Annotated in this window: 23 protein-coding genes and 1 pseudogene; 12 read left to right on the plus strand and 12 right to left on the minus strand. The window is 68.3% G+C overall.

All coding sequences use genetic code 11. The features are described 5' to 3' along the window. Positions 1-110 precede the first annotated feature (110 nt). Together H7J06_RS32615 and H7J06_RS11335 are read left to right on the plus strand one after the other, a co-directional pair. Positions 111-329: pseudogene (locus H7J06_RS32615) on the plus strand (serine protease); the annotation flags it as partial. Positions 330-420: 91 nt separating this feature from the next. Then, the gene (locus tag H7J06_RS11335) at positions 421-759 is read left to right on the plus strand and encodes a hypothetical protein (protein WP_264038943.1); all 339 of its coding nucleotides are present in this window, start codon (positions 421-423) and stop codon (positions 757-759) included. Here the strand turns inward: H7J06_RS11335 and sthA are convergent, their stop codons facing one another. Next, positions 760-2,166 carry a Si-specific NAD(P)(+) transhydrogenase gene (sthA, locus tag H7J06_RS11340; RefSeq protein WP_264039012.1) on the minus strand — a complete coding sequence of 469 codons (1,407 nt, stop codon included), beginning with the start codon at positions 2,164-2,166 and terminating at the stop codon, positions 760-762. A 170-nt stretch (positions 2,167-2,336) separates the two neighbouring features. Here sthA and H7J06_RS11345 point away from each other — a divergent pair, with 170 nt between their 5' ends. Beyond that, a complete protein-coding gene (locus H7J06_RS11345; RefSeq protein ID WP_264038944.1) occupies positions 2,337-3,383 on the plus strand; it encodes a DUF4192 domain-containing protein in 1,047 nt (348 codons plus the stop codon). On the opposite strand, the gene H7J06_RS11350 is transcribed toward H7J06_RS11345, so the two are convergent. From H7J06_RS11350 to H7J06_RS11360, 3 genes are all read right to left on the minus strand, one after another. Further along, positions 3,380-4,069 carry an iron-dependent transcriptional repressor DtxR gene (locus tag H7J06_RS11350; RefSeq protein ID WP_264038945.1) on the minus strand — a complete coding sequence of 230 codons (690 nt, stop codon included), beginning with the start codon at positions 4,067-4,069 and terminating at the stop codon, positions 3,380-3,382. The two genes, H7J06_RS11345 and H7J06_RS11350, sit on opposite strands and share 4 nt — an antisense overlap. A 139-nt stretch (positions 4,070-4,208) precedes the next feature. Further along, the gene (locus H7J06_RS11355; protein WP_264038946.1) at positions 4,209-5,198 is read right to left on the minus strand and encodes a sigma-70 family RNA polymerase sigma factor; all 990 of its coding nucleotides are present in this window, start codon (positions 5,196-5,198) and stop codon (positions 4,209-4,211) included. Positions 5,199-5,307: 109 nt separating this feature from the next. Then, positions 5,308-5,706, minus strand: a complete 399-nt coding sequence (locus H7J06_RS11360; protein ID WP_264038947.1) for a DUF3099 domain-containing protein — start codon at positions 5,704-5,706, stop codon at positions 5,308-5,310. Between the two features lie 77 nt (positions 5,707-5,783). Between H7J06_RS11360 and H7J06_RS11365 the strand changes: the two genes are divergently transcribed. After that, on the plus strand, positions 5,784-6,020 hold the full coding sequence (locus H7J06_RS11365; protein WP_056548608.1) for a DUF3039 domain-containing protein: 237 nt from the start codon (positions 5,784-5,786) through the stop codon (positions 6,018-6,020). Here the strand turns inward: H7J06_RS11365 and H7J06_RS11370 are convergent. Together H7J06_RS11370 and H7J06_RS11375 are read right to left on the minus strand one after the other, a co-directional pair. Further along, complete coding sequence (locus H7J06_RS11370; RefSeq protein WP_264038948.1) at positions 6,010-6,960, minus strand: YihY/virulence factor BrkB family protein; 951 nt, start codon at positions 6,958-6,960, stop codon at positions 6,010-6,012. The genes H7J06_RS11365 and H7J06_RS11370 overlap by 11 nt on opposite strands. Before the next feature lie 60 nt (positions 6,961-7,020). Continuing rightward, a complete protein-coding gene (locus H7J06_RS11375; RefSeq protein WP_056548606.1) occupies positions 7,021-7,212 on the minus strand; it encodes a DUF7455 domain-containing protein in 192 nt (63 codons plus the stop codon). Positions 7,213-7,345: 133 nt separating this feature from the next. Between H7J06_RS11375 and H7J06_RS11380 the strand changes: the two genes are divergently transcribed. Further along, positions 7,346-7,714, plus strand: a complete 369-nt coding sequence (locus tag H7J06_RS11380) for a DUF952 domain-containing protein (protein WP_264038950.1) — start codon at positions 7,346-7,348, stop codon at positions 7,712-7,714. Here the strand turns inward: H7J06_RS11380 and H7J06_RS11385 are convergent. Together H7J06_RS11385 and H7J06_RS11390 are read right to left on the minus strand one after the other, a co-directional pair. Further along, positions 7,699-8,070, minus strand: a complete 372-nt coding sequence (locus H7J06_RS11385; RefSeq protein WP_264038951.1) for a RidA family protein — start codon at positions 8,068-8,070, stop codon at positions 7,699-7,701. The genes H7J06_RS11380 and H7J06_RS11385 overlap by 16 nt on opposite strands. 22 nt (positions 8,071-8,092) lie before the next feature. Next, positions 8,093-9,490 carry an RNA polymerase sigma factor gene (locus H7J06_RS11390; RefSeq protein WP_264038952.1) on the minus strand — a complete coding sequence of 466 codons (1,398 nt, stop codon included), beginning with the start codon at positions 9,488-9,490 and terminating at the stop codon, positions 8,093-8,095. Positions 9,491-9,906: 416 nt separating this feature from the next. Between H7J06_RS11390 and H7J06_RS11395 the strand changes: the two genes are divergently transcribed. Continuing rightward, on the plus strand, positions 9,907-12,654 hold the full coding sequence (locus H7J06_RS11395) for an AAA family ATPase (protein WP_264038953.1): 2,748 nt from the start codon (positions 9,907-9,909) through the stop codon (positions 12,652-12,654). Between the two features lie 3 nt (positions 12,655-12,657). On the opposite strand, the gene ppgK is transcribed toward H7J06_RS11395, so the two are convergent. Further along, entirely contained in the window at positions 12,658-13,446 is a 789-nt protein-coding gene (ppgK, locus tag H7J06_RS11400; RefSeq protein ID WP_264038954.1) for a polyphosphate--glucose phosphotransferase, read from the minus strand. 66 nt (positions 13,447-13,512) lie between these two features. On the opposite strand from ppgK, the gene H7J06_RS11405 reads away from it, so the two are divergent. After that, positions 13,513-14,379 carry an inositol monophosphatase family protein gene (locus H7J06_RS11405; protein WP_264038955.1) on the plus strand — a complete coding sequence of 289 codons (867 nt, stop codon included), beginning with the start codon at positions 13,513-13,515 and terminating at the stop codon, positions 14,377-14,379. A gap of 1 nt (position 14,380) precedes the next feature. On the opposite strand, the gene cei is transcribed toward H7J06_RS11405, so the two are convergent. Further along, positions 14,381-15,031, minus strand: a complete 651-nt coding sequence (cei, locus tag H7J06_RS11410) for an envelope integrity protein Cei (RefSeq protein WP_264038956.1) — start codon at positions 15,029-15,031, stop codon at positions 14,381-14,383. A gap of 170 nt (positions 15,032-15,201) precedes the next feature. Between cei and H7J06_RS11415 the strand changes: the two genes are divergently transcribed. Continuing rightward, positions 15,202-15,504 (plus strand): DUF4193 domain-containing protein, encoded by a 303-nt coding sequence (locus H7J06_RS11415; RefSeq protein WP_056548588.1) that lies wholly within the window; start codon positions 15,202-15,204, stop codon positions 15,502-15,504. A 4-nt stretch (positions 15,505-15,508) separates the two neighbouring features. On the opposite strand, the gene H7J06_RS11420 is transcribed toward H7J06_RS11415, so the two are convergent. Continuing rightward, positions 15,509-15,997, minus strand: coding sequence for a DUF3093 domain-containing protein (locus H7J06_RS11420; RefSeq protein WP_264038957.1), 489 nt, complete (start codon positions 15,995-15,997; stop codon positions 15,509-15,511). Positions 15,998-16,022: 25 nt separating this feature from the next. Here H7J06_RS11420 and dut point away from each other — a divergent pair, with 25 nt between their 5' ends. Together dut and H7J06_RS11430 are read left to right on the plus strand one after the other, a co-directional pair. Beyond that, positions 16,023-16,487 carry a dUTP diphosphatase gene (gene dut / locus H7J06_RS11425; protein ID WP_149478918.1) on the plus strand — a complete coding sequence of 155 codons (465 nt, stop codon included), beginning with the start codon at positions 16,023-16,025 and terminating at the stop codon, positions 16,485-16,487. Further along, positions 16,487-17,257, plus strand: coding sequence for a DUF3710 domain-containing protein (locus H7J06_RS11430; protein ID WP_264038958.1), 771 nt, complete (start codon positions 16,487-16,489; stop codon positions 17,255-17,257). The genes dut and H7J06_RS11430 overlap by 1 nt, the downstream gene beginning before the upstream one ends. A 3-nt stretch (positions 17,258-17,260) precedes the next feature. Here the strand turns inward: H7J06_RS11430 and H7J06_RS11435 are convergent, their stop codons facing one another. After that, positions 17,261-17,959, minus strand: a complete 699-nt coding sequence (locus tag H7J06_RS11435; protein WP_264038959.1) for an alpha/beta fold hydrolase — start codon at positions 17,957-17,959, stop codon at positions 17,261-17,263. Positions 17,960-18,134: 175 nt separating this feature from the next. On the opposite strand from H7J06_RS11435, the gene H7J06_RS11440 reads away from it, so the two are divergent. Then, positions 18,135-18,506 (plus strand): OB-fold nucleic acid binding domain-containing protein, encoded by a 372-nt coding sequence (locus tag H7J06_RS11440; RefSeq protein WP_264038960.1) that lies wholly within the window; start codon positions 18,135-18,137, stop codon positions 18,504-18,506. A 29-nt stretch (positions 18,507-18,535) separates the two neighbouring features. Then, on the plus strand, positions 18,536-19,210 hold the full coding sequence (locus H7J06_RS11445; protein WP_264039013.1) for a DUF3159 domain-containing protein: 675 nt from the start codon (positions 18,536-18,538) through the stop codon (positions 19,208-19,210). Positions 19,211-19,228: the final 18 nt, after the last annotated feature.

The following is a 19,228-nucleotide window of genomic DNA, read 5'->3' on the forward strand; positions in this document are numbered from 1 at the left end:
CTGGACCCTCGTTGGGTGGCGACGCAGGATCCGCTCGCCGACTTCGCCGTGGCACGGGTGAGTCGTCAGGGCGACGGGTCGGTGGAGAGCGTCGTCGGCCAGGTCGACGCATGCCCTCGGTGCCCAACCCGCGTGTCGGCGCGATCTTCCTGGGTGGGCAGTCGCTGCACACGTGCTCGGCGTCGGTGGTGCATTCCACGACGGCCGACCTCATCTTGACCGCGGCGCATTGCCTGGCCGCCGGCGTCGAGGGATGGTTCGTCCCTGCGTTCGCCGAAAGTGCCACACCGCAAGAGTTTTGGCACGTCGACGAGGTGTATCTGGACCCTCGTTGGGTGGCGACGCAGGATCCGCTCGCCGACTTCGCCGTGGCACGGGTGAGTCGTCAGGGCGACGGGTCGGTGGAGAGCGTCGTCGGGTTTGACGATCGGGTCCGGGCCCCAGCCGGGAACCGACGTCGCGGTGACGGGCTACGGGTTGGGCGTCGGGGGAGCACCGGTCGGGTGCACGGCCCGCGTCACCATGGACCGCGGCTACCCCGAGATTCGTTGTGCCGGGCTGGTCGACGGCACCAGCGGATCGCCGTGGCTGGCGGGCACCACGGTGGTCGGCGTCACCGGGGGTCTCGACGGAGGCGGATGCGACGAGACCGTCTCCTACACGCCCCCCTTCGGCGCCGCGGTCGTCGAGCTGCTCGCGAGGGCCGAGGCCGGTGGACCGGCCGACGACGCCCCGTCAGCCTTCGAAGACGACTGCTGATCAGGCCCTGAACTGGCTCAGCGCGCGCAGCTTGTTCATCACGTCGAGTGCCGCCACCTTGTAGGCCTCGGAGAACGTCGGGTAGTTGAACACCGCGTCGACCAGGTATTCGACCGTGCCGCCGCAGCCCATCACCGCTTGGCCGATGTGCACCATCTCGGTGGCGTTGGTGCCGAAGATGTGGACGCCGAGAAGCTTCAAGTCCTCGGTGGACACGAGCAGTTTGAGCATGCCGTAGGAGTCACCGGCGATTTGGCCGCGGGCCAGCTCACGGTAGCGGGACACGCCGACCTCGTAGGGGATCGAGTCCTTGGTCAGGTCGACCTCGCTGGCGCCGACGTAGGACACTTCCGGGATGGAGTAGATGCCGATCGGCTGAAGCTCCGTCATGCCCTTGCAGGGCTCGCCGAACGCGTGGTACGCCGCCAGCCTGCCCTGGTCCATCGACGTCGCGGCCAGCGCGGGGAACCCGATGACGTCACCGACGGCGTAGATGTGGTCGACCTTGGTCTGGTAGTCGTCGTCGACGAAGATCCGGCCGCGGGCGTCGGCCTCCAGCCCGGCGGCCTGCAGGTCGAGGTTCTCGGTCTGGCCCTGCCGGCCGGCGGAGTACATGACGGTCTCCGCCGGGATCTGCTTGCCGCTGGCGAGGGTGGTGACGGTGCCCGTCGAGCCGACGTCCACCCCGGTGACCTCCTCGCCGAAGCGGAAGGTGACGGCGAGGTCGCGCAGGTGAAAGCGTAGGGCCTCGACGATTTCGGGGTCGCAGAAGTCCAGCATGGTGGGCCGTTTCTCCACGACGGTGACCTTGGTGCCGAGCGCTGCGAACATCGACGCGTACTCGATGCCGATCACCCCGGCGCCGACGACCACCATCGACGTCGGGATGGTCTTGAGATCCAGGATTCCGTCGGAGTCCAGCACGCGGGAGTCGTCGAACTCGACCCCCGACGGCCGCAGCGGCTTGGTACCGGTGGCGATCACGATGTTGTGGCCCGACACGGAGATGCTCTCGGCCCGGCCGGGATCTTCGACCTGGACGGTGTGGGCGTCGACGAAGCGGGCGTGCCCGACGTAGAGCTCCACCCGGTTGCGCATCAACTGCGAGCGGACGACGTCGATCTCCCGGCCGATGACGTGCTGGGTGCGGGCCAGCAGGTCGGCGGGGGTGATCTTCTCCTTGACCCGGTAGCTCGCCCCGTAGAGCTCGCGCTGGCTCATGCCGGTGAGATACACGACCGCCTCACGGAGTGTCTTGGACGGGATGGTGCCGGTGTTGACGCACACGCCGCCGAGCATCAGACCGCGTTCGATCACGGCGACGCTCTTGCCCAGCTTGGCCGCGGCGATGGCCGCCTTCTGCCCGCCGGGGCCAGAGCCGATGACGACGAGGTCGTATTCCTGCATGGAACCCATGGGCAACAGGTGTACGCCGCCCGGCGTCATCTTTCATGGCGAGGACGTCAACAGCGGGTGAACACTGCCGGTCATCCCCAGATGGCAGTTCATCCACAACGCGCCCGCACCACCACGTCGCGGCGGCCGGCGGCGTGGGTGGGTGCTGCGACGTTGTGCCCATGACGACTTTCAGAGCTTCCGACTTCCATCCGACCCGACCCGGCGCGTTGCTTGCCGCGATCCCGGCCCTTCTCGGCTTCGTGCCGGAACTGTCCCTGGTGCTGGTGACCTTCGAGGACGACGAGTTGGGTTGCGTGATGCGCGTCGACCTGTCGGCCGAGTTCGACGACGTGGTCGCGCACGTGGCCGACGTCGCCGCCACCAACGGACCCGGTGCTGCCGTGGCCGTGATCGTCGACGACGACGGTGCCGCCTGCCGGATGTGTCTCGACGAACATCGTCTGCTGTCCGACGTGCTCGACGAGGAGCTGGGGGATCGGGGAGTCGAACTGCTCGCCACCTACGTCGTGGATCGGCTGGAGGCAGACGGGCGGTGGCACCGCGCCGACGGCGCGCCCGGTTCCGGACTGGTCGACGACCCGATGTGCTCGCCGACGGCTGCGGCCGCGGTGCTGGACGGGCGTCGCCTCTACACCCGGCGCACCGAGTTGCAGGCGGTCGTGGCGGTCGACCCCGTGCGCGCCGAGGGTCTGCGGATGGCGATGCTGCGCGCGGAGCACGACGGTGAGTTGCGGCCCGACGTCGACGCCCGCCGCGACGTCGAACATGCGCTGGCCGTGGCGCGCGGGCTCTCCGAGGGGCTGGTCCCCGAGGACGACGACCTCGCGGCGGTGGGGTGTGCCATCGCCGACACCCGCGTCCGCGACACGCTGTACGCGCTTGCCGTGGGACGGGAGGCCGATCGGGCCGAGGCGTTGTGGGCGATGTTGGCACGGATGCTGCCCGACCCGTGGCGGGTGGAAGCGCTCGTGCTGCTTGCCTTTTCGGCATACGCGCGGGGTGACGGCCCGCTGGCGGGCGTCTCGCTGGAAGCGGCCCTGCGCTGCGACGGCGGCCACCGCATGGCGGTCATGCTGGATCAGGCGTTGCAGTCCGGCATGCGACCCGAACAGATCCGGGAACTCGCGCAGACGGGCTACCGCTTGGCCAAACGGCTGGGGGTGCGCTTGCCCCCGCGCCAAGGCGTGGGCAAGCGGGCGGGTTAGACCTTCTCCACCCGGACCGCGTGAGCCATGTGGTGGGGCAATTCGACCTGCTCGTGGCCGGGAATCACGATCAGGACGCTGCCCTGATCGCTGACCTGCACGGTGACCCTGGCGTCGGGCACCACGCCGGCGTCCTTGAGCCGGGCGATCAACTCGACGTCACCCTGGACGTGTTCGGTGAGCTGCCGGACGCGGACCGCGACGGGGAACCCCGTCGGCAGTTCGGTGAGCCGCACCAGGCTGACGTCGTCGGCATCGGTCATCGTGACCCCGAGCTCGGAGAGTCCTGGAATCGGATTGCCGAACGGAGACGTGGTGGGGTTGTCCAACACCTGGACGAGGCGGCGTTCGACGTCCTCGCTCATGACGTGCTCCCAGCGGCACGCCTCGGCGTGCACTTCTTCCCACGGCAGGCCGATCACGTCGACCAGCAAGCGCTCCGCCAGGCGATGCTTGCGCATCACCGAAACGGCCAGCGCGCGGCCCTTGTCGGTGAGTTCCAGGTGCCGGTCGCCCGCCACGTGGAGCAGGCCGTCGCGCTCCATGCGCGAGACCGTCTGGCTCACGGTGGGACCGCTCTGCTCAAGGCGTTCGGCGATGCGGGCACGCAGCGGCACCACGCCCTCTTCCTCGAGGTCGTAGATGGTCCGCAGGTACATCTCGGTGGTATCGATCAGATCGTTCATTCGCAGCCCTCCGTTGCAAGACGAGTCTACCGGTGATGGCGCCTGAACTGGGATGCAGCATGGCCGGGAACCCGAGTGAAACGACACGATGCCCGCCGCGGGTGCGGCGGGCATCGCGTCGAGGTCGACGAGACGGGGTCTAGCTGGCGTAGGAGCGCAAGCGCTCGGCGCGCTCGCCGTGGCGCAGCTTGGCCATGACCTCACGCTCGATCTGGCGGACCCGCTCGCGGGAGAGCCCGAACAACTTGCCGATCTGGTCGAGGGTGCGCGGCTGCCCGTCGTCCAAGCCGAACCGCAGCCGAATCACTTGCTGCTCCCGCTCGTCGAGCGTGGCCAGCACGTGCCTGATGTCGGTGTGCAGCAGCTCGGAGATGACGGCGTTCTCCGCAGACATCGCCTCCGCGTCCTCGATGAAGTCACCCAGCGGTGCCTCCTCGTCGCTGCCGACCGGCATGTCCAGGCTCACCGGATCCCGGCTGTGCGACAGCAGATCGGCGATCTTCTCCGCCGGAATGCCCGACTCCTCGGCGAGTTCCTCGTCGCTGGCGTCGCGGCCGAGGTTCTGGTGCATCTCGCGCTTGATCCTGGCGAGCTTGTTGACCTGCTCGACGAGGTGCACGGGGAGCCGGATGGTCCGGCTCTGGTCAGCCATGCCACGCGTGATGGCCTGGCGGATCCACCACGTCGCGTAGGTCGAGAACTTGAATCCCTTGGCGTAGTCGAACTTCTCCATTGCGCGGATGAGTCCGAGGTTGCCCTCTTGGATGAGATCGAGCAACGGCATGCCACGGCCGGTGTAGCGCTTCGCGAGCGACACCACCAGTCGCAGGTTGGCCTCGAGGAGGTGGCGACGCGCCGCCTCGCCGTCACGCACCACTGCCGCAAGTTCGCGTTTGCGGTTCTCACCGAGGCGCTTCTTGGTCTCGAGCAGATGACGCGCGTAGAGACCAGCTTCGATGCGCTTGGCGAGTTCGACCTCGTCTGCCGCGTTGAGCAAGGCAGTTTTGCCGATGCCGTTCAAATACACCCGCACCAGGTCCGCGGCTGGGCTCTGGGAGTCCAGATCGGAATCGATGCGGCTTGCGGTGGCGTTTGCCATTACGGCCTCCTGCTCTGCTGGAACTGTCATGAGCTACAACGCTCGTATCGCTCCAAGAGTTCCCGAGAGGCTCCGGTTTCACACCTTCTGACCTGCAGTTATTGGCCGACGACCTGAGATTCTCCTGAGAAATCTCACATCAGGGAACGTCGTGCTGCCATTCCGCTGCGTCGGGTTGCGACGTGGGTCTGGTGCGAGCCTGCAGCGCCGGGCGCTCCGCGGTGGGGAACAGCGGAATGCGCCCCTTGTCCTGGTAGCGCCGGGGTTCTTCGGCCTTGCGGGGAGGCCGGTCGTTGGCGATCAGCACAGCGATCCACGGCAGCGGTATCGACGCCACCAGGATGGCCAGCGAGATCAAACCGTTGTGCCACATTCCGTATGCGAGCGCGGCGCCAAGGAGTGCCGGCACTCGCCACGACATGATCTTGAGGTACTTGCGTACCCTCTCGCGGTGCTGCTCTTCATAGGGCTGCGCCGCGCGCGTGATGAGAACCGGTCGACCATCGTCGTCGAAACTCAGCTCTGGGCCTTGTTTCATGTCTCCACTGTTCCACACTTCGGGCGTCATCAATCGGTCCGGTTTCTTACAGATCGCTTCGCGGGCACAATGTATGCATGGACACCCAGACCATCGAGCGCCCCGACACCGACGAACGCGTCGACGACGGCACGGATGACGACACTCCCAAGGTCTTTCACTACGTCAAGAAGGACAAGATCGTCCAGAGTGCCGTCGAGGGAACCCATGTCGTCGCCCTGTGCGGCGAGGTGTTTCCGGTGACCAAGTCGGCCAAGCCCGGTTCACCGGTCTGTGCGGACTGCAAGCGGATCTACGAGCAGCTCAAGAAGTAGTTCCCGAGCGCTCCCCGTTGCGCTCGTCGGCCTTCTCCTCCAGCCACCCCATGAGTCGCTGGGCGTGGGTGTCGGGGGCGGGCCACTCCTCCTGGATCGCCGCGTTGAGTTCGGCGCCCATCATGATGGCGAAGCCAAGGAAGAACGCGAACAGCAGGAAGGCGATCGGCGTCGCCAGGGCGCCGTAGGTGTAGCCCGTGGCAGTGATCCAGGTCAGGTAGATCCGCAATCCCAGTGTGGCCACCAGGAACACGATGGCCGCAAGCATCGCGCCGTAGACCAGTCGGTGTGAGGGCAGAGGTCGGGGCAGGGCCACCCGGTAGAGGATGGTGATCGCGATCACCAGGGCGACGAAGAGCACGGGGTAGTACCCGTAGCTCAGGAAGTACTGCCAGTTCTCCGGAATGTGCTCGGCGATCTTCATGGGCCCGATCGCCAGTAGCGGCGCCGTGGCGATGATGAACACCAACCCGATCACGTACAGGCCGAGGGCGTAGAAGCGCTGACGCACGGGGTGGCGCAGCTCGGTTTGATCGTGCGCCTCGACGACGGCGTCGACGAAGGCCGACACCGCCGAGGACCCGGCCCACAACGAGATCACGAAGCCGAGCGACACCACCTCGCCGCGTGCCCCCGCCACGATGTCGGACACCGTCGGCGCGATGATCTCGTTGACCACGTTGCTGGAGAACAGGTTTCCCGCGGTGCTGACGAGCCGGTCTTCGATGGTCTGCAGAGTGCTCGGACCGAACAGCGGCGCGATGTACGCCAAGCTGCCCAGCATCCCGAGGAGCAGTGGGGGCAGCGACAGCGCGCTCCAGAACGCCGCCGCTGCCGACTCCGAGAAGATCGAGTCGTCCCAACTCTTGCCGAGGGTGCGCTTCAATACGGGCCAGGCATGGCGTCGGGACGGCTTGGCCGGCGTGTGCTCGTCGTTCATGACCACACCAGCATTCACGACTGCGACGCTTCGTGCGCGCAGTGGCGGCTTAATGAATGATTACGAATCGACCTTGCTGGTCTCCAGCACGGCGGCGAGCTCGACCAATTTGGCCTCGTGCTCGTTGGCGTGATGCTGGCAAAACAACAGGACGGCACCCGACGGCAGTTTCGCGACGACTCGGGCGGCGGCGCCGCATCGGTCGCAGCGATCAGCCCGAGTCAGCTCAGGGCTGGTCAGAGTTGCGTTCATGGCGCCTCCTCCATATCTGCTACGTGCTTTCTTCCACTCTGTCAGACGTTTTCACTTCCGGCCTTGTTCCCCGGTCGTTAACCGGTGTGTCGTGTCTCACGCGTCGAACGTTTCCGACGGGCACACTGGCTGCATGATCCCGTCGCCGCGCGAACTGCTCCACTTGTGTACCGCCGAGGAGTGGGATGCCGCGACGGCAAAAGGCGAGCGACGGCCCCCGTCACTGGACGACCAAGGCTTCGTGCATCTTTCGGCGCCCGAACAGGTGCATCTCCCTGCCAACCGGCTGTATGCAGGCCGGCGCGACATGGTCGTGCTGCGCGTCGACCCACGGCTCCTTGGCGACCCGGTGCGGTGGGAACCCGGCGTGGCAACCGATCCCGACTCGATGACCTTTCCGCATTTGTACGGGCCGCTGCCGACCGCAGCTGTGACGAGTGTCACTGCGTACGTGCCGGATGCCGACGGCCGATTCGCCGAGTGGGCTCACTCCGACACGTAGGCGTCGACCTCGATCTCGACGAGCAGATCGGCGGCGATGAGCGCCGACACCTCGACCATCGTCGCCACGGGCGCCACGTTGCCGAAGACCTCCGCGTGAACCGCGCCGACGTCGCGCCACGCCGCGATGTCGGTGACGAACATGCGGGTACGGATCACGTCGCCCAGGGACGCGCCAACCTTGCCGAGGGCAATCTCGATGCGCCGAAGGATCTCTCGGGCCTGAGAGGAGGCGTCAGGCCCCGGCGCGGTGGTTCCCGCGACGACGACGAGTGGACCAACCCTGACGGCGCGCGAGTACCCCACTTCGGTCTCGAAGGCAGAACCCGACGACACGTTGACGCGGTCGGGCGTCACGACGGCACCGGCCCGGCTGCGACTAGTCGAGGTAGTCGCGCAGCACCTGAGAACGGCTCGGGTGGCGCAGCTTCGACATGGTCTTGCTCTCGATCTGGCGGATCCGCTCGCGCGTGACGCCGTAGACCTGGCCGATCTCGTCGAGCGTGCGGGGCTGACCGTCGGTGAGGCCGAACCGCAGCCGGACCACGCCCGCCTCGCGCTCGGAGAGCGTCTCCAGCACCGACTGCAGCTGATCCTGCAGGAGGGTGAAGGACACCGCGTCCACGGCCACCACGGCCTCGGAGTCCTCGATGAAGTCGCCGAGCTGGCTGTCGCCCTCGTCGCCGATGGTCTGGTCCAGGGAGATCGGCTCACGCGCGTACTGCTGGATCTCCAGCACCTTCTCCGGCGTGATGTCCATTTCCTTGGCGAGCTCTTCGGGCGTGGGCTCGCGGCCCAGGTCCTGCAGCAGCTCGCGCTGGATGCGGCCGAGCTTGTTGATGACCTCGACCATGTGCACCGGGATGCGAATGGTGCGGGCCTGGTCGGCCATGGCGCGGGTGATGGCCTGCCGAATCCACCACGTTGCGTAGGTGGAGAACTTGTAGCCCTTGGTGTAGTCGAACTTCTCGACGGCGCGGATCAGGCCCAGGTTGCCCTCCTGGATCAGGTCCAGGAACGCCATGCCGCGGCCGGTGTAGCGCTTGGCCAACGAGACGACGAGGCGCAGGTTGGCCTCCAGCAGGTGGTTCTTCGCCTTGTCGCCGTCGCGGCAGATCCAGAGATAGTCGCGTCGCTGCGCGGTGGTGAGCTTCTCGCCAGCCTCCGCGAACTCGGTCATCTTCTGGGTGCAGTACAGACCGGCCTCGATGCGCTTGGCCAGCTCGACTTCTTCCTCGGCGTTGAGCAGCGCGACCTTGCCGATCTGCTTCAGGTACGCTCGGACCGAGTCCGCGGACGCGGTGAGTTCCGCGTCCTTGCGGGCTTGCCGCAGCGCCTCGGACTCCTCTTCGTCCCACACGAAATCGCCGGAGGCCTTGTCCTTTTCGGACGGCTCGGAGATGTCGTCGTCACCGGCGGCGTCGTCCGCGCCGTCCTTGACGGCCTTCGGGTCGACGACGGCCGCACCCTCCACGACGACGTCGTCGACCTCGACGACTTCGAGATCCTCGAGTTCTACGTCGGCCTCGAGGTCCTCGTCCGGTTCGGCTTCGAGATCGTCGCCTGCGTCGAGGACGTCGCTCGACGAGACCTCGTCACCGTCGGCGGCCTTCTTCGCTCGCGGGCCCGCCGCCTTCTTGGCCGGCGCCTTCGCGGCCCGCTTGGCGGGCGCGGTGCCGCTGGCAGCCTTCGCCGCCGCGGCCTTCTTGGCGGGAGCCTTGGTGACGGTGCGCTTCACCGGCTCCTCGATCGCCGGGCTTACCTTCGTCGCTGCCACGTGCACCCCTTCGGTCTTGCGATACTCGGTAGCGTGGGCGTGCGCCACCGTAAAACGTCGACTGTCTGTTGATGGCGTTTGTTATCTGCTCGGATACCTGCCGCCATCCGTGATGAGGCCGCCGTTCACCATTGTAACGACAGAGTGGGGAAGTGCCGCTACGAGCGGCGAATTGGACGTTCGGCGAGCCGCGCCGACGTCGGGCGGGGCGCGCGGCGTCGAGCGGTGTGAGGCGGCTGGCCTAGCGGGACAGTCGATTGCCAGAATCGTCGATGCCGGCGCGTCTTTTCGCAGATGAACAGCGTGTTAACGGTTGTGACGAGACGGAAGCTCGACCAGTTGACGCACGTCGATTCGCGCTAGTCCGCGCAATTGCCTTTGCTAGCTGCAATGATGGGGTAGTGCCTGTGGCAACGGTGAGTCGCTCGGGAGAGCGCCAAGCGGTCGACGACCTGCTTGGCTCCGCCGGCATGGCGCCGTCCGCCCTGGTGATCGCGGGGGAGCCGGGCATCGGGAAGACCACTCTGTGGCTCGACGGTGTGGAGCGGGCCCGCGAACACGGGTTCCGGGTGTTGTCGACTCGGGCGGACGAGGCGGAGTCGGTGCTGGCCTACGCCGCGGTGGCCGACCTGTTGCAGGACGTCGAGCCGGAGGTGCTCGCCGGTCTGCCGGAACTTCAGCGCGTGGCCGTCGACAGGGTTCTGCTCCGGACGGGCGCCGAAGGGCCGCCCACCGACCAGCGCGTGACGGGGTCGGCGGTGGCGGCGGTCGTCACGGCCATGGCCACCCGTCAACCGATCTTGCTGGCGATCGACGACGTCCAGTGGCTGGACGTGTCGAGTCAGGCGGTCCTGGCCTTCGCCGTACGCCGGCTGACCGGCCGCGTCGGCCTGCTGCTGACCGGCCGGGCGCACGACAGCGAACCCGACCCGGCGGAATGGCTTCACTTGCAGACCCCGGGAGCGGTTCGTCGGGTCCGCGTCGGCCCGCTGAGCCTGCAGGCCCTGCACACCATGATCCTGGACCGCTTCGGCAAGGCATTTCCACGGCCCACGATGGTGCGCATCGCCGAGGTGTCCGGCGGCAACCCCTTCTACGCGCTGGAATTGGCCCGCGGCGTGGACGGTCGTCCGTCGACCGGGGAGGCCGTGCTGCCGAGCACGCTCACCGAGCTGGTGCGGCTGCGCACCCAACACTTCGACGGCCTCGTGGGGGACATGCTGCTGGCCGCGTGCTCGGTCGGCGACGCGACGGTCGACCTCATCGCCGAGGCCACCGCGTTGCCCGTCGAACGCGTCGTCGACCTGCTGGAGGCACCCGAGCGCGAGGGCATCATCAGAATCGACGGCAACAGCGTGGTGTTCGCACACCCGCTCCTGGCCCGCGGCATCTACACCCATGCCGGTCCGGCCCGCCGCCGTCGGATGCACCGGGCCCTGGCGGCGGTGGAGGAACGCCCCGAACTCAAGGCCCGCCACATGGCGCTGGGTGCCGCGAGCGCCGAACCCGCGACCCTGACCGCCCTCGACGCCGCCGCCGCCGCTGCCGTCGGCCGGGGGGCTGCCACTGCCGCGGCCGATCTCTACGAACTGGCCATCGGACTCGGCGGCGACACCCCCACCCGTCGGCTCAGGGCGGCCGGACAACACCTCCGGGCGGGCGAGACACGTCGGGCCCGACGGATGATCGAGCCGGTGGTCGACGGCTTCGCGGCGGGAGCGGAGCGTGCGGCTGCGCTCAATCTGCTCGGCGCGGCCAGGATGGCCGAACACGACTACCCGGGCGCGCTTCCGTTGCTCGCCGGGGCCGTCACCCACGCGGCCGACGATCCCGCGCTGCTCGTCGAGGCGACGTTGCTCCTCTCCAGGGCGCACTCGATGAGCGGTCACCAGCAGGACGCGCTGCTCGCGGCGAGAGCCGCCGTCGCCCACGCCGAAGAGCTCGGCGACGGGAAGCTGATCAGTCAGGCGCTGTCGCTGACGGTGATGCTCGACTGCGCCCGAGGCCTGCGGCGAAACGGCCCGGCGCTGGTCCGGGCACTGGACCTCGAAGTGCCCGATCCCGACGTCGCGGCGTCCTGCCGGGCCAGCGTCGTCGACGCGGTGACGATGTCCTGGACGGGCGCCCTGGAAGCGGGGCTCGCCGGCCTGGTCGCCGCTCGCCGGCGCTGCGTCGAGATGGGGTCGGACGCCGATCTGGTGTTCGTCTCGGATCACCTGGCGATGGTCTACACCTGGATGGGTCGCTACTCGGTGGCATCCGACGTAGCCCAGGACGTCATGCGCCGGGGGGAGCAGCTCGGAGGCGGCTACCCGGTGGTCGTCGGCAGAACGCAACGCGCGGTGGCGTCGGCGTACATGGGCCTTGAACGCGTCGTCCGCGACGACGCCCGAGTGGCGATTGCCGGAGCGCATCAGTGCGGGGCGCCGTTCCTGACGATTCGGCCCCTGATCGCACTCGGCTTCCTCGAGGTGTCCCTGGGCAACTACGAGAAGGCTCTGAACGTGTTGCAGCCGTTGCTGACTGGCCGTCAGGACGGCGGCACGCGAGACATCTTCCCCGCGTCCTTCATGCCGGACGCCGTCGAGGCGTTGGTTGCCCTCGGCAGGCTTGACGAGGCGGCGCCGCTGGTCGAGGCACTGGAACTGCACGGTGGCGAATTGGATCGACCGTGGCTGTTGGTCTCGGGTGCTCGCGGCCGAAGCATGCTGCAGGCGGCGTCGGGGGAGCTGGCCGACGCCGAGGAGACGCTGCACGGAGCGCTGGTGCAGCACGATCGTCTGCCGATGCCGTTCGAGCGGGCCCGCACACAGCTGTTCCTCGGGCAGGTGTTGCGCCGTCAGCGCAAGAAGAATCTCGCAGCCACCATGTTGCGCGAATCGTTCGACACGTTCCACGATCTGGGTATTCCATTGTGGGCCAAGCGAGTTGGCGTCGAACTGGAACGGACCGACGCCCCGCGCGCCACGCGCTCCGAGCTCACCCCGTCGGAGTTGCGGGTGGCCAGACTGGCGGCGACGGGCAAGACCAACAAGGACATCGCGACTGCGTTGTTCATAAGCCCCAAGACCGTCGAGCACAACCTCAGCAGCGTGTACCGCAAACTCGCCGTTCGTACCCGTTCGGAACTGGCGAGCCGGGCCGGCGACCTCGTCGACGGCTAGCGGCTAGCTCCCCGCGACGTCGGCCGCCATCGCGGCACCGACGATGCCGGCTTCGTTCTGCAGGGCAGCGCCGACGACCGGAGTCCTGTTCTCCAGCATGGGAATCCACTTGTCGGCCTTGCGGCTGATGCCGCCGCCGGCAATGAACAGGTCCGGCCAGATGGCGTTCTCGATGGCGACGAGCACCTTGGTGACCTCCTTGGTCCAGCGCTCGTAACTCCACTCCTTGGCTTCCTTGACGGACGAGGCGGCGCGATGCTCGGCCTCCTTGCCGCCGACTTCGAGGTGCCCGAACTCGGTGTTGGGCAAGAGCACTCCGTTGTGGATCACCGCAGAACCGATGCCGGTGCCGAACGTCAGCAGGACGATCACGCCGGTGTTGTCCTTGCCGGCGCCGAACTTCTCCTCGGCCAGTCCAGCCGCGTCGGCGTCGTTGAGAACGGTGACGTGCCTGCCTCCCAGTTCGGCGCCGATCACCTCCTGGGCGTTGGTGCCGATCCAGCCCTTGTCGACGTTGGCTGCCGTGCGCACGATGCCGCCGGTGACGACGCCGGGGTAGGTCACGCCGAGCGGGCCGTCCCAGCCGAACTCCTTGACCACCTGGGCGATGGTCTTGGCCACGGCGTCCGGCGTCGACGGCTGAGGCGTCGGGAGCTTGAAGCGTTCGCCGATCAGCGTACCGGTGTCCAGGTCGACGATGCCGCCCTTGACCCCGCTGCCGCCCACGTCGACGCCGAACCCACGGCGCGGGGAACCGTCGTCAGACGGGGTGGGGGTGGAACTTTCGGTCATGAGCGCTCCTCCGGGAGAGGCTGACAGGTGCGACGCCAACCACACACTAGTGCCTCGCCACGAGCGATGTGTTCGGATGGAAGGGTGACCGACGACCATGATCCGGACCGCCTTCGGGCCGTCGCCGAACAGCTCGCCGAGGAGGCAGCCGCCTTCGTTCGGCGTCGCCGCACCGAGGTGTTCGGCGCGGACTCGCCCCGTGACGCCGCCGCGTCGACGCGGACCAAGAGCACTCCGACGGACCCTGTCACCATCGTCGACACGGAGACCGAACGGCTGCTGCGCGAACGGCTTGCCGAGCTGCGACCCGGCGACCCGATCGTCGGGGAGGAGGAGGGCGGCTCGGCCGTCGGCCATCATGGGCAGCCGACGTGGGTGCTCGACCCCATCGACGGAACGGTCAACTTCCTCTACGGCATCGAGGCCTACGCGGTGTCGGTGGGCGTGCAGATCGACGGTCGGTCGGTGGCGGGCGCCGTCGCGAACGTCCCCACCGGGGAGATCTTCTCCGCCGCCCGAGGTGCCGGGTCTCACCTGCGGCGCGACGGCGCGTCGACGCGGTTGCGGTGCAATCAGGTCGACGACCTCTCGATGGCGTTGGTGGGCACCGGGTTCGGGTACGCCCCGGAGCGGCGTGTGCAGCAGGCCGAGGTGTTGACCCGGTTGATCCCCGGCGTCCGCGACGTGCGGCGCGTCGGGTCGTGCGCGCTGGATCTGTGCATGGTGGCTGCCGGACGGCTCGACGCCTATTACGAGCTTGGCGTGAACGTGTGGGACTGGGCGGCGGGTGCGCTGATCGCCGAGGAGGCGGGCGCGAAGATGATTCTGCCGCCGGTCGTCGACGAGGCCGGGGAGGGCGGTCTGATCGTCGCCGCCGCACCGGGTGTGGCGCAGCAGTTCGAGGAGGCCCTGCGCGGGGCCGGCGCGTTCTGACTCAGCAGGCGGCTGTGTGAATCTTCTTGATGAGCGCGGAGTCGGCCGGCTGGGTGGCGTCGGGGCGCAGGCTCGCGAGGACGGCGTCGATGTCGTCGTTGTGGCTGACGTCGGAGAACTCCGTGCCGATGGCCAGGTCGACGGTGTCGTCGGGGCGTTGATCCTGGAAGAGTTCGGTGCAGGGTGCGACGAGCCACAGCGCCGCGGCGGCCGCGCGCCCGGCCGGGCCGAAGCGGATTTGGCCCTGGCACTCCAGGCGGGTGTTCTCGTAGACGGTGTCGTTGCCCGCGGTGGGCGGGGCGAATCCGAGGTCGCGTAGGGCGCCGGCCACCTCGCCGGCCTGCCCGCCCTGACCGCTGGCGTTCAGCACGCGGATCTTCGTGTCGGCGAGCTTGGCCGGCGTGACGTCCATCATGGTCGCGGGGGTGACCGGCTCGCCGAGCGCGGTCTGGGTGGCGTCGGCCATCGGTGGTGGCGGATTGCAGGCGACCAGTTGCCGCACGTCGGGGGTCTGGTTGAACGCGACGACCCACACGATCAGGGTGACGACGGCGAGCGCCACCAGGACGACGATGCCCGGAATGTAGTTCCTGCGGCGGAACGGCCGACCGTGCTTGTCGAAGGCCGTGCCCGAGGTGATCTGCGCTACCACCCCTGCACTGTAAGGGCAGGGCCCGTCAGCGGTCGCCACCAGGTCTTTTCCCTCGTGATATAAATCACAATCAATCTGGCGCCTCGTCGGGCACGAATCATTTGGCGGATGCGTTCTGCGCTGGTACAAAGCTCTGTCGCACCACGACGGAACGACAAGGAGGGGATGAGATGGCTACCGACTACGACGCTCCACGGCGCACCGAGACCGATGACGTTTCCGAAGATTCGCTCGAGGAACTGAAGGCGCGGCGCAACGAGGCTCAATCGGCGGTCGTCGACGTCGACGAGTCCGAGTCCGCCGAGTCCTTCGAACTGCCCGGCGCGGACCTGTCCGGCGAGGAACTGTCGGTGCGGGTGGTACCGAAGCAGGCCGACGAGTTCACCTGCTCCAGCTGCTTCCTCGTGCACCACCGCAGCCGGCTGGCCAGCGAAAAGGGCGGCATGATGGTGTGCACGGACTGCGCCGCCTGACCGATCAGCTACGCAGCGCCGCCAGGACCCGGTCCGGCCGGCGGCAGCTCACCAACCAGTACGGCGTGGGGTCGTCCGGATCGTCGAGTACGACGAGGATCATCGGTTTGATCCACGCCCGGTGCACGACGTACGCCGCGGGGTCGAGCTGTCGCCCGAGCGCCGCCGACTTCGCGGACTTCGGCACCTCCGCGGACCTCGAGATCACGGAGACGGGCAGATGTGCCGACCCGACCCAGAGTTCGGTGGCCGCCCCGTCACCGTCCGACGTGCTGACCACACGCACGTCGACTCGCCCCAACCACACCAGTACTGCCACGGCGACGGGCAGCAGCACGGCATACGGGACCCAGTCGGGCAGCGATCGCACGCCCAGGTTCACCTCGTAGGCGATGATGACGGCCAGCAGGAACGCGGGCAAGCACCACCACAGCGGAACCCTCAGTCGCTCTTGATAGCGCACCGTTTCGGTGGCTGCGCGCGTGTCTGACACCCGGCCAAGAGTAATCTCCGTGGTCGTGTCCACCTCTCTTGCGGTCGTGCGGCTGGACCGTGACCTGCCCCTGCCCACGCGGGCGCACGCCGGTGACGCCGGCGTCGACCTCTACAGCGCAGTCGACATCGTGCTGGCCCCGGGCCGGCGTGCTCTGGTTCCCACCGGTCTCGCGGTGGCCATTCCCTACGGCATGGTGGGCCTGATCCACCCGAGATCGGGACTCGCCACGCGCGTTGGGCTTTCGATCGTGAACACCCCCGGTACCGTCGACGCGGGTTACCGAGGGGAGATCAAGGTGACACTCATCAATCTCGACCCCGAGGAGCCGATCATCGTGCGACGCGGCGATCGCATCGCGCAGCTCCTGGTGCAGAGGGTCGAATTACCCGAGTTGGTCGAGGTCGCGTCGTTCGACGAGGCCGGGCTGGCTGACACCACCCGTGGCGCAGGCGGCCACGGTTCCTCCGGCGGACACGAGAGTTTGTGATGGCATTCGGCAAGCGCAAGAGCGACAACCAGGGTGAGGAGACCACCACCGGCGACCAGGCCGTGGAGGTGCCGCCCACCGACGACGGCGACCTCGACGGGCCGTTCGACATCGAGGACTTCGACGACGCCGAGACGGCGCTGGTCGGTCGTCACGACCTCGGCGCCGTGCTCATCCCAGAGAACGAGGCTGCCGAACTGGCCGTCGAGGTCAACCAGCAGGGCGTCCCGACGATGGCGTGGATGGTGACGTCCAGCGGCCGGTACAACGTGACGGCATATGCGGCGCCGAAAGCCGGCGGCCTGTGGCGCGAGGTGGTCACCGAGGTGGCCGACTCGCTCCGCAAGGAGGGCGCCCAGGTCAACATCCAGGACGGGCCGTGGGGACGCGAGGTCGTCGGGCACATGACGAACGGGCCCGAACCCGTGGTGATGCGCTTCGTCGGCGTCGACGGCTACCGCTGGATGGTGCGTGGGGCTGCGGTCGGTTCGCCGGAGAACGCCGAGGCCATCGCGCGGGAATTGCGAACTGCGCTGTCCGACACGGTGGTCCGCCGTGGTGACACCCCACAGCCGGTACGCAACATGCTTCCCCTTCAGCTCTCGGAGTCTCTCGTCGCCCGGTTGCGGGCCAGGGCCGAGCAGATGATGGCGGAGCAGGCGCGGCTGGCCGGTCAGCAGCTCGCGCCGCCCCCGCCGGCCGAGCCGGCGGCGCGCCGCAGTGAGCAGGGCACCGCGATGCAGCAGCTCCGCACCATCACCGGCGGTTAGAGCTCACAGCTCCGACAGCGCAGTCACGCACGCCGCCCCCAGCACGCCGGGATCGTCGCCCAGCTCGTCGAGGGTGAACGTCCGCAGGGCGGCCACGGGAGCCGCGGCCGCCCACTCCACGGCCACCTCCAGCGGATGGATCGGGTCGTCGGTGGCGGCCGCGATGCCCAACGGCACCGTCAGCCGCTCGAGCTCCCGGCCCGTCGGCGCGACGTAGGCGGCGGCGGTCTCCATGGCGTCGGGGAGCCCGGGCCACTGACTGACCCACGACCGGGTGAGTTCGGCGCTCAACCAGGGCGGGCTGGAGTCCTGCATCTGGCCGATCGCCGAGGCCAACCCGTCGCGCCGCAGCACGCTCGCCGAGTAGCGGGCGGTCAGAGCGGCCGCCGCGTTCTCCGGTGAGCCCGTCCAGGCGGGCAACCCCGCCAGGACGGCCACCGCCCGGGTGGGGTTCGCAAGCGCCCACGACGTCGCCACCGCGGCGCCGATCGAGATTCCGCCCAGGGCGATCGGGGCGTATCTGGCGGCGTCGTCGAGGGCGTGCAGATAGCCCTCGACCAGACGGGTCGGTTCCGGTGCGGGCGTCACGACCACAGCGCCGACGGCGTGCAGGGCGCGGGAGAACGCGCGGTAGACGTAGTCGTCGTCGGATCCGGTGCCAGGCAACAGCACCACCGAGACGCCGCGCAGGCAGACGGGCATCGCTCGATCGTGCCGTGTGGGTCACGTCACGTCCACGCCAGGGGGACTAGAACGGCGCGTGGCAGGGTAGACGGTGCACCTGTGCGCCGCGTGGCAAATCGGAACCAAGAGGTCTACCGTGGCGTTGGTTAAGAGGTGGGTCAACGGTTGATTCACCACTTGGGTAGGAGAGACCATGGCTACGGCCGAAGGTTATCTACGTCGGCTCACGCGGCGACTCACAGAGGACCCCGAGCAGCAGGACGTCGAGGAACTCAGTGACGAGGCCGCCAACACCGGCGCGCAACGGGCGATTGACTGTCGCCGCGGCCAGGAAGTGACGATGGTCGGCACGCTGAGGTGTGTCGAGACCAACGCCAAGGGCTGTGCTGGTGGCGTCCGAGCGGAACTGTTCGACGGCACGGACGCGGTGATGCTCGTCTGGCTGGGGCAGCGGCGCATCGCAGGCATCGAGTCTGGGCGGACGTTGCGGGTGCACGGCCGACTCGGCAATCTCGAGAACGGGACGAAGGCGATCTACAACCCGCACTACGAGATCCAGAAGTGACCCACCCCGACAAGGGGACGGCGGACGAGATCGAGGCCGTAGAGCCCGGTGAACCCGAGAACACACTGAATGCCCAAGCCATCCTGGCGCAGATGGGTGGTGTCAGCGGCCTGATCTACTCGTCGCTGCCCGTCCTGGTGTTCGTCCCCGTGTCGTCGCTGTTCGGTCTCACGTGGGCCATTGGCGCGGCGCTCGGCGTGGCCCTGCTCATCCTGGTGTGGCGGCTGATCCGGCGCGAGACGCTGCAACCGGCGGTGTCGGGCTTCTTCGCCGTGGGCGTCAGCGCCGGCATCGCGTACTTCGTCGGCGAGTCCAAGGGGTACTTCCTCCTGGGCATCTGGTCGTCGCTGGTCTACGCCGGTGTCTTCGCCCTGTCGGTCGTCGTCCGGCGGCCCGTCGTCGGCTACGCCTGGGGCTGGGTCAACGGGCGCGATCGCGACTGGCGCGGTGTTCGTCGCGCCCGGACGGCGTTCGACGTCGCCACCTGCGTCTGGGCCCTGGTGTTCGGGGCCCGGTTCCTGGTGCAGAACCGCCTGTACGACGAGGACCAGACCGGGTTGCTCGGCGTCGCGCGCATCGCCATGGGCTGGCCCCTGACCGCCGTCGCCGCGCTGGTCACCTACTTGGCGATCCGCGCCGCGCAGCGTGCGCTCCACGCCGCGGAGAACGCGGAGCCCACGGCCGAAGAGGCTCGGGCCGACTGATTTCCGCCGCGCGCCGCG

Origin of the sequence: Mycolicibacterium hodleri (assembly GCF_025822245.1) — a bacterium.
In the GTDB taxonomy this organism is placed as follows: Bacteria; Actinomycetota; Actinomycetes; order Mycobacteriales; family Mycobacteriaceae; genus Mycobacterium; species Mycobacterium hodleri.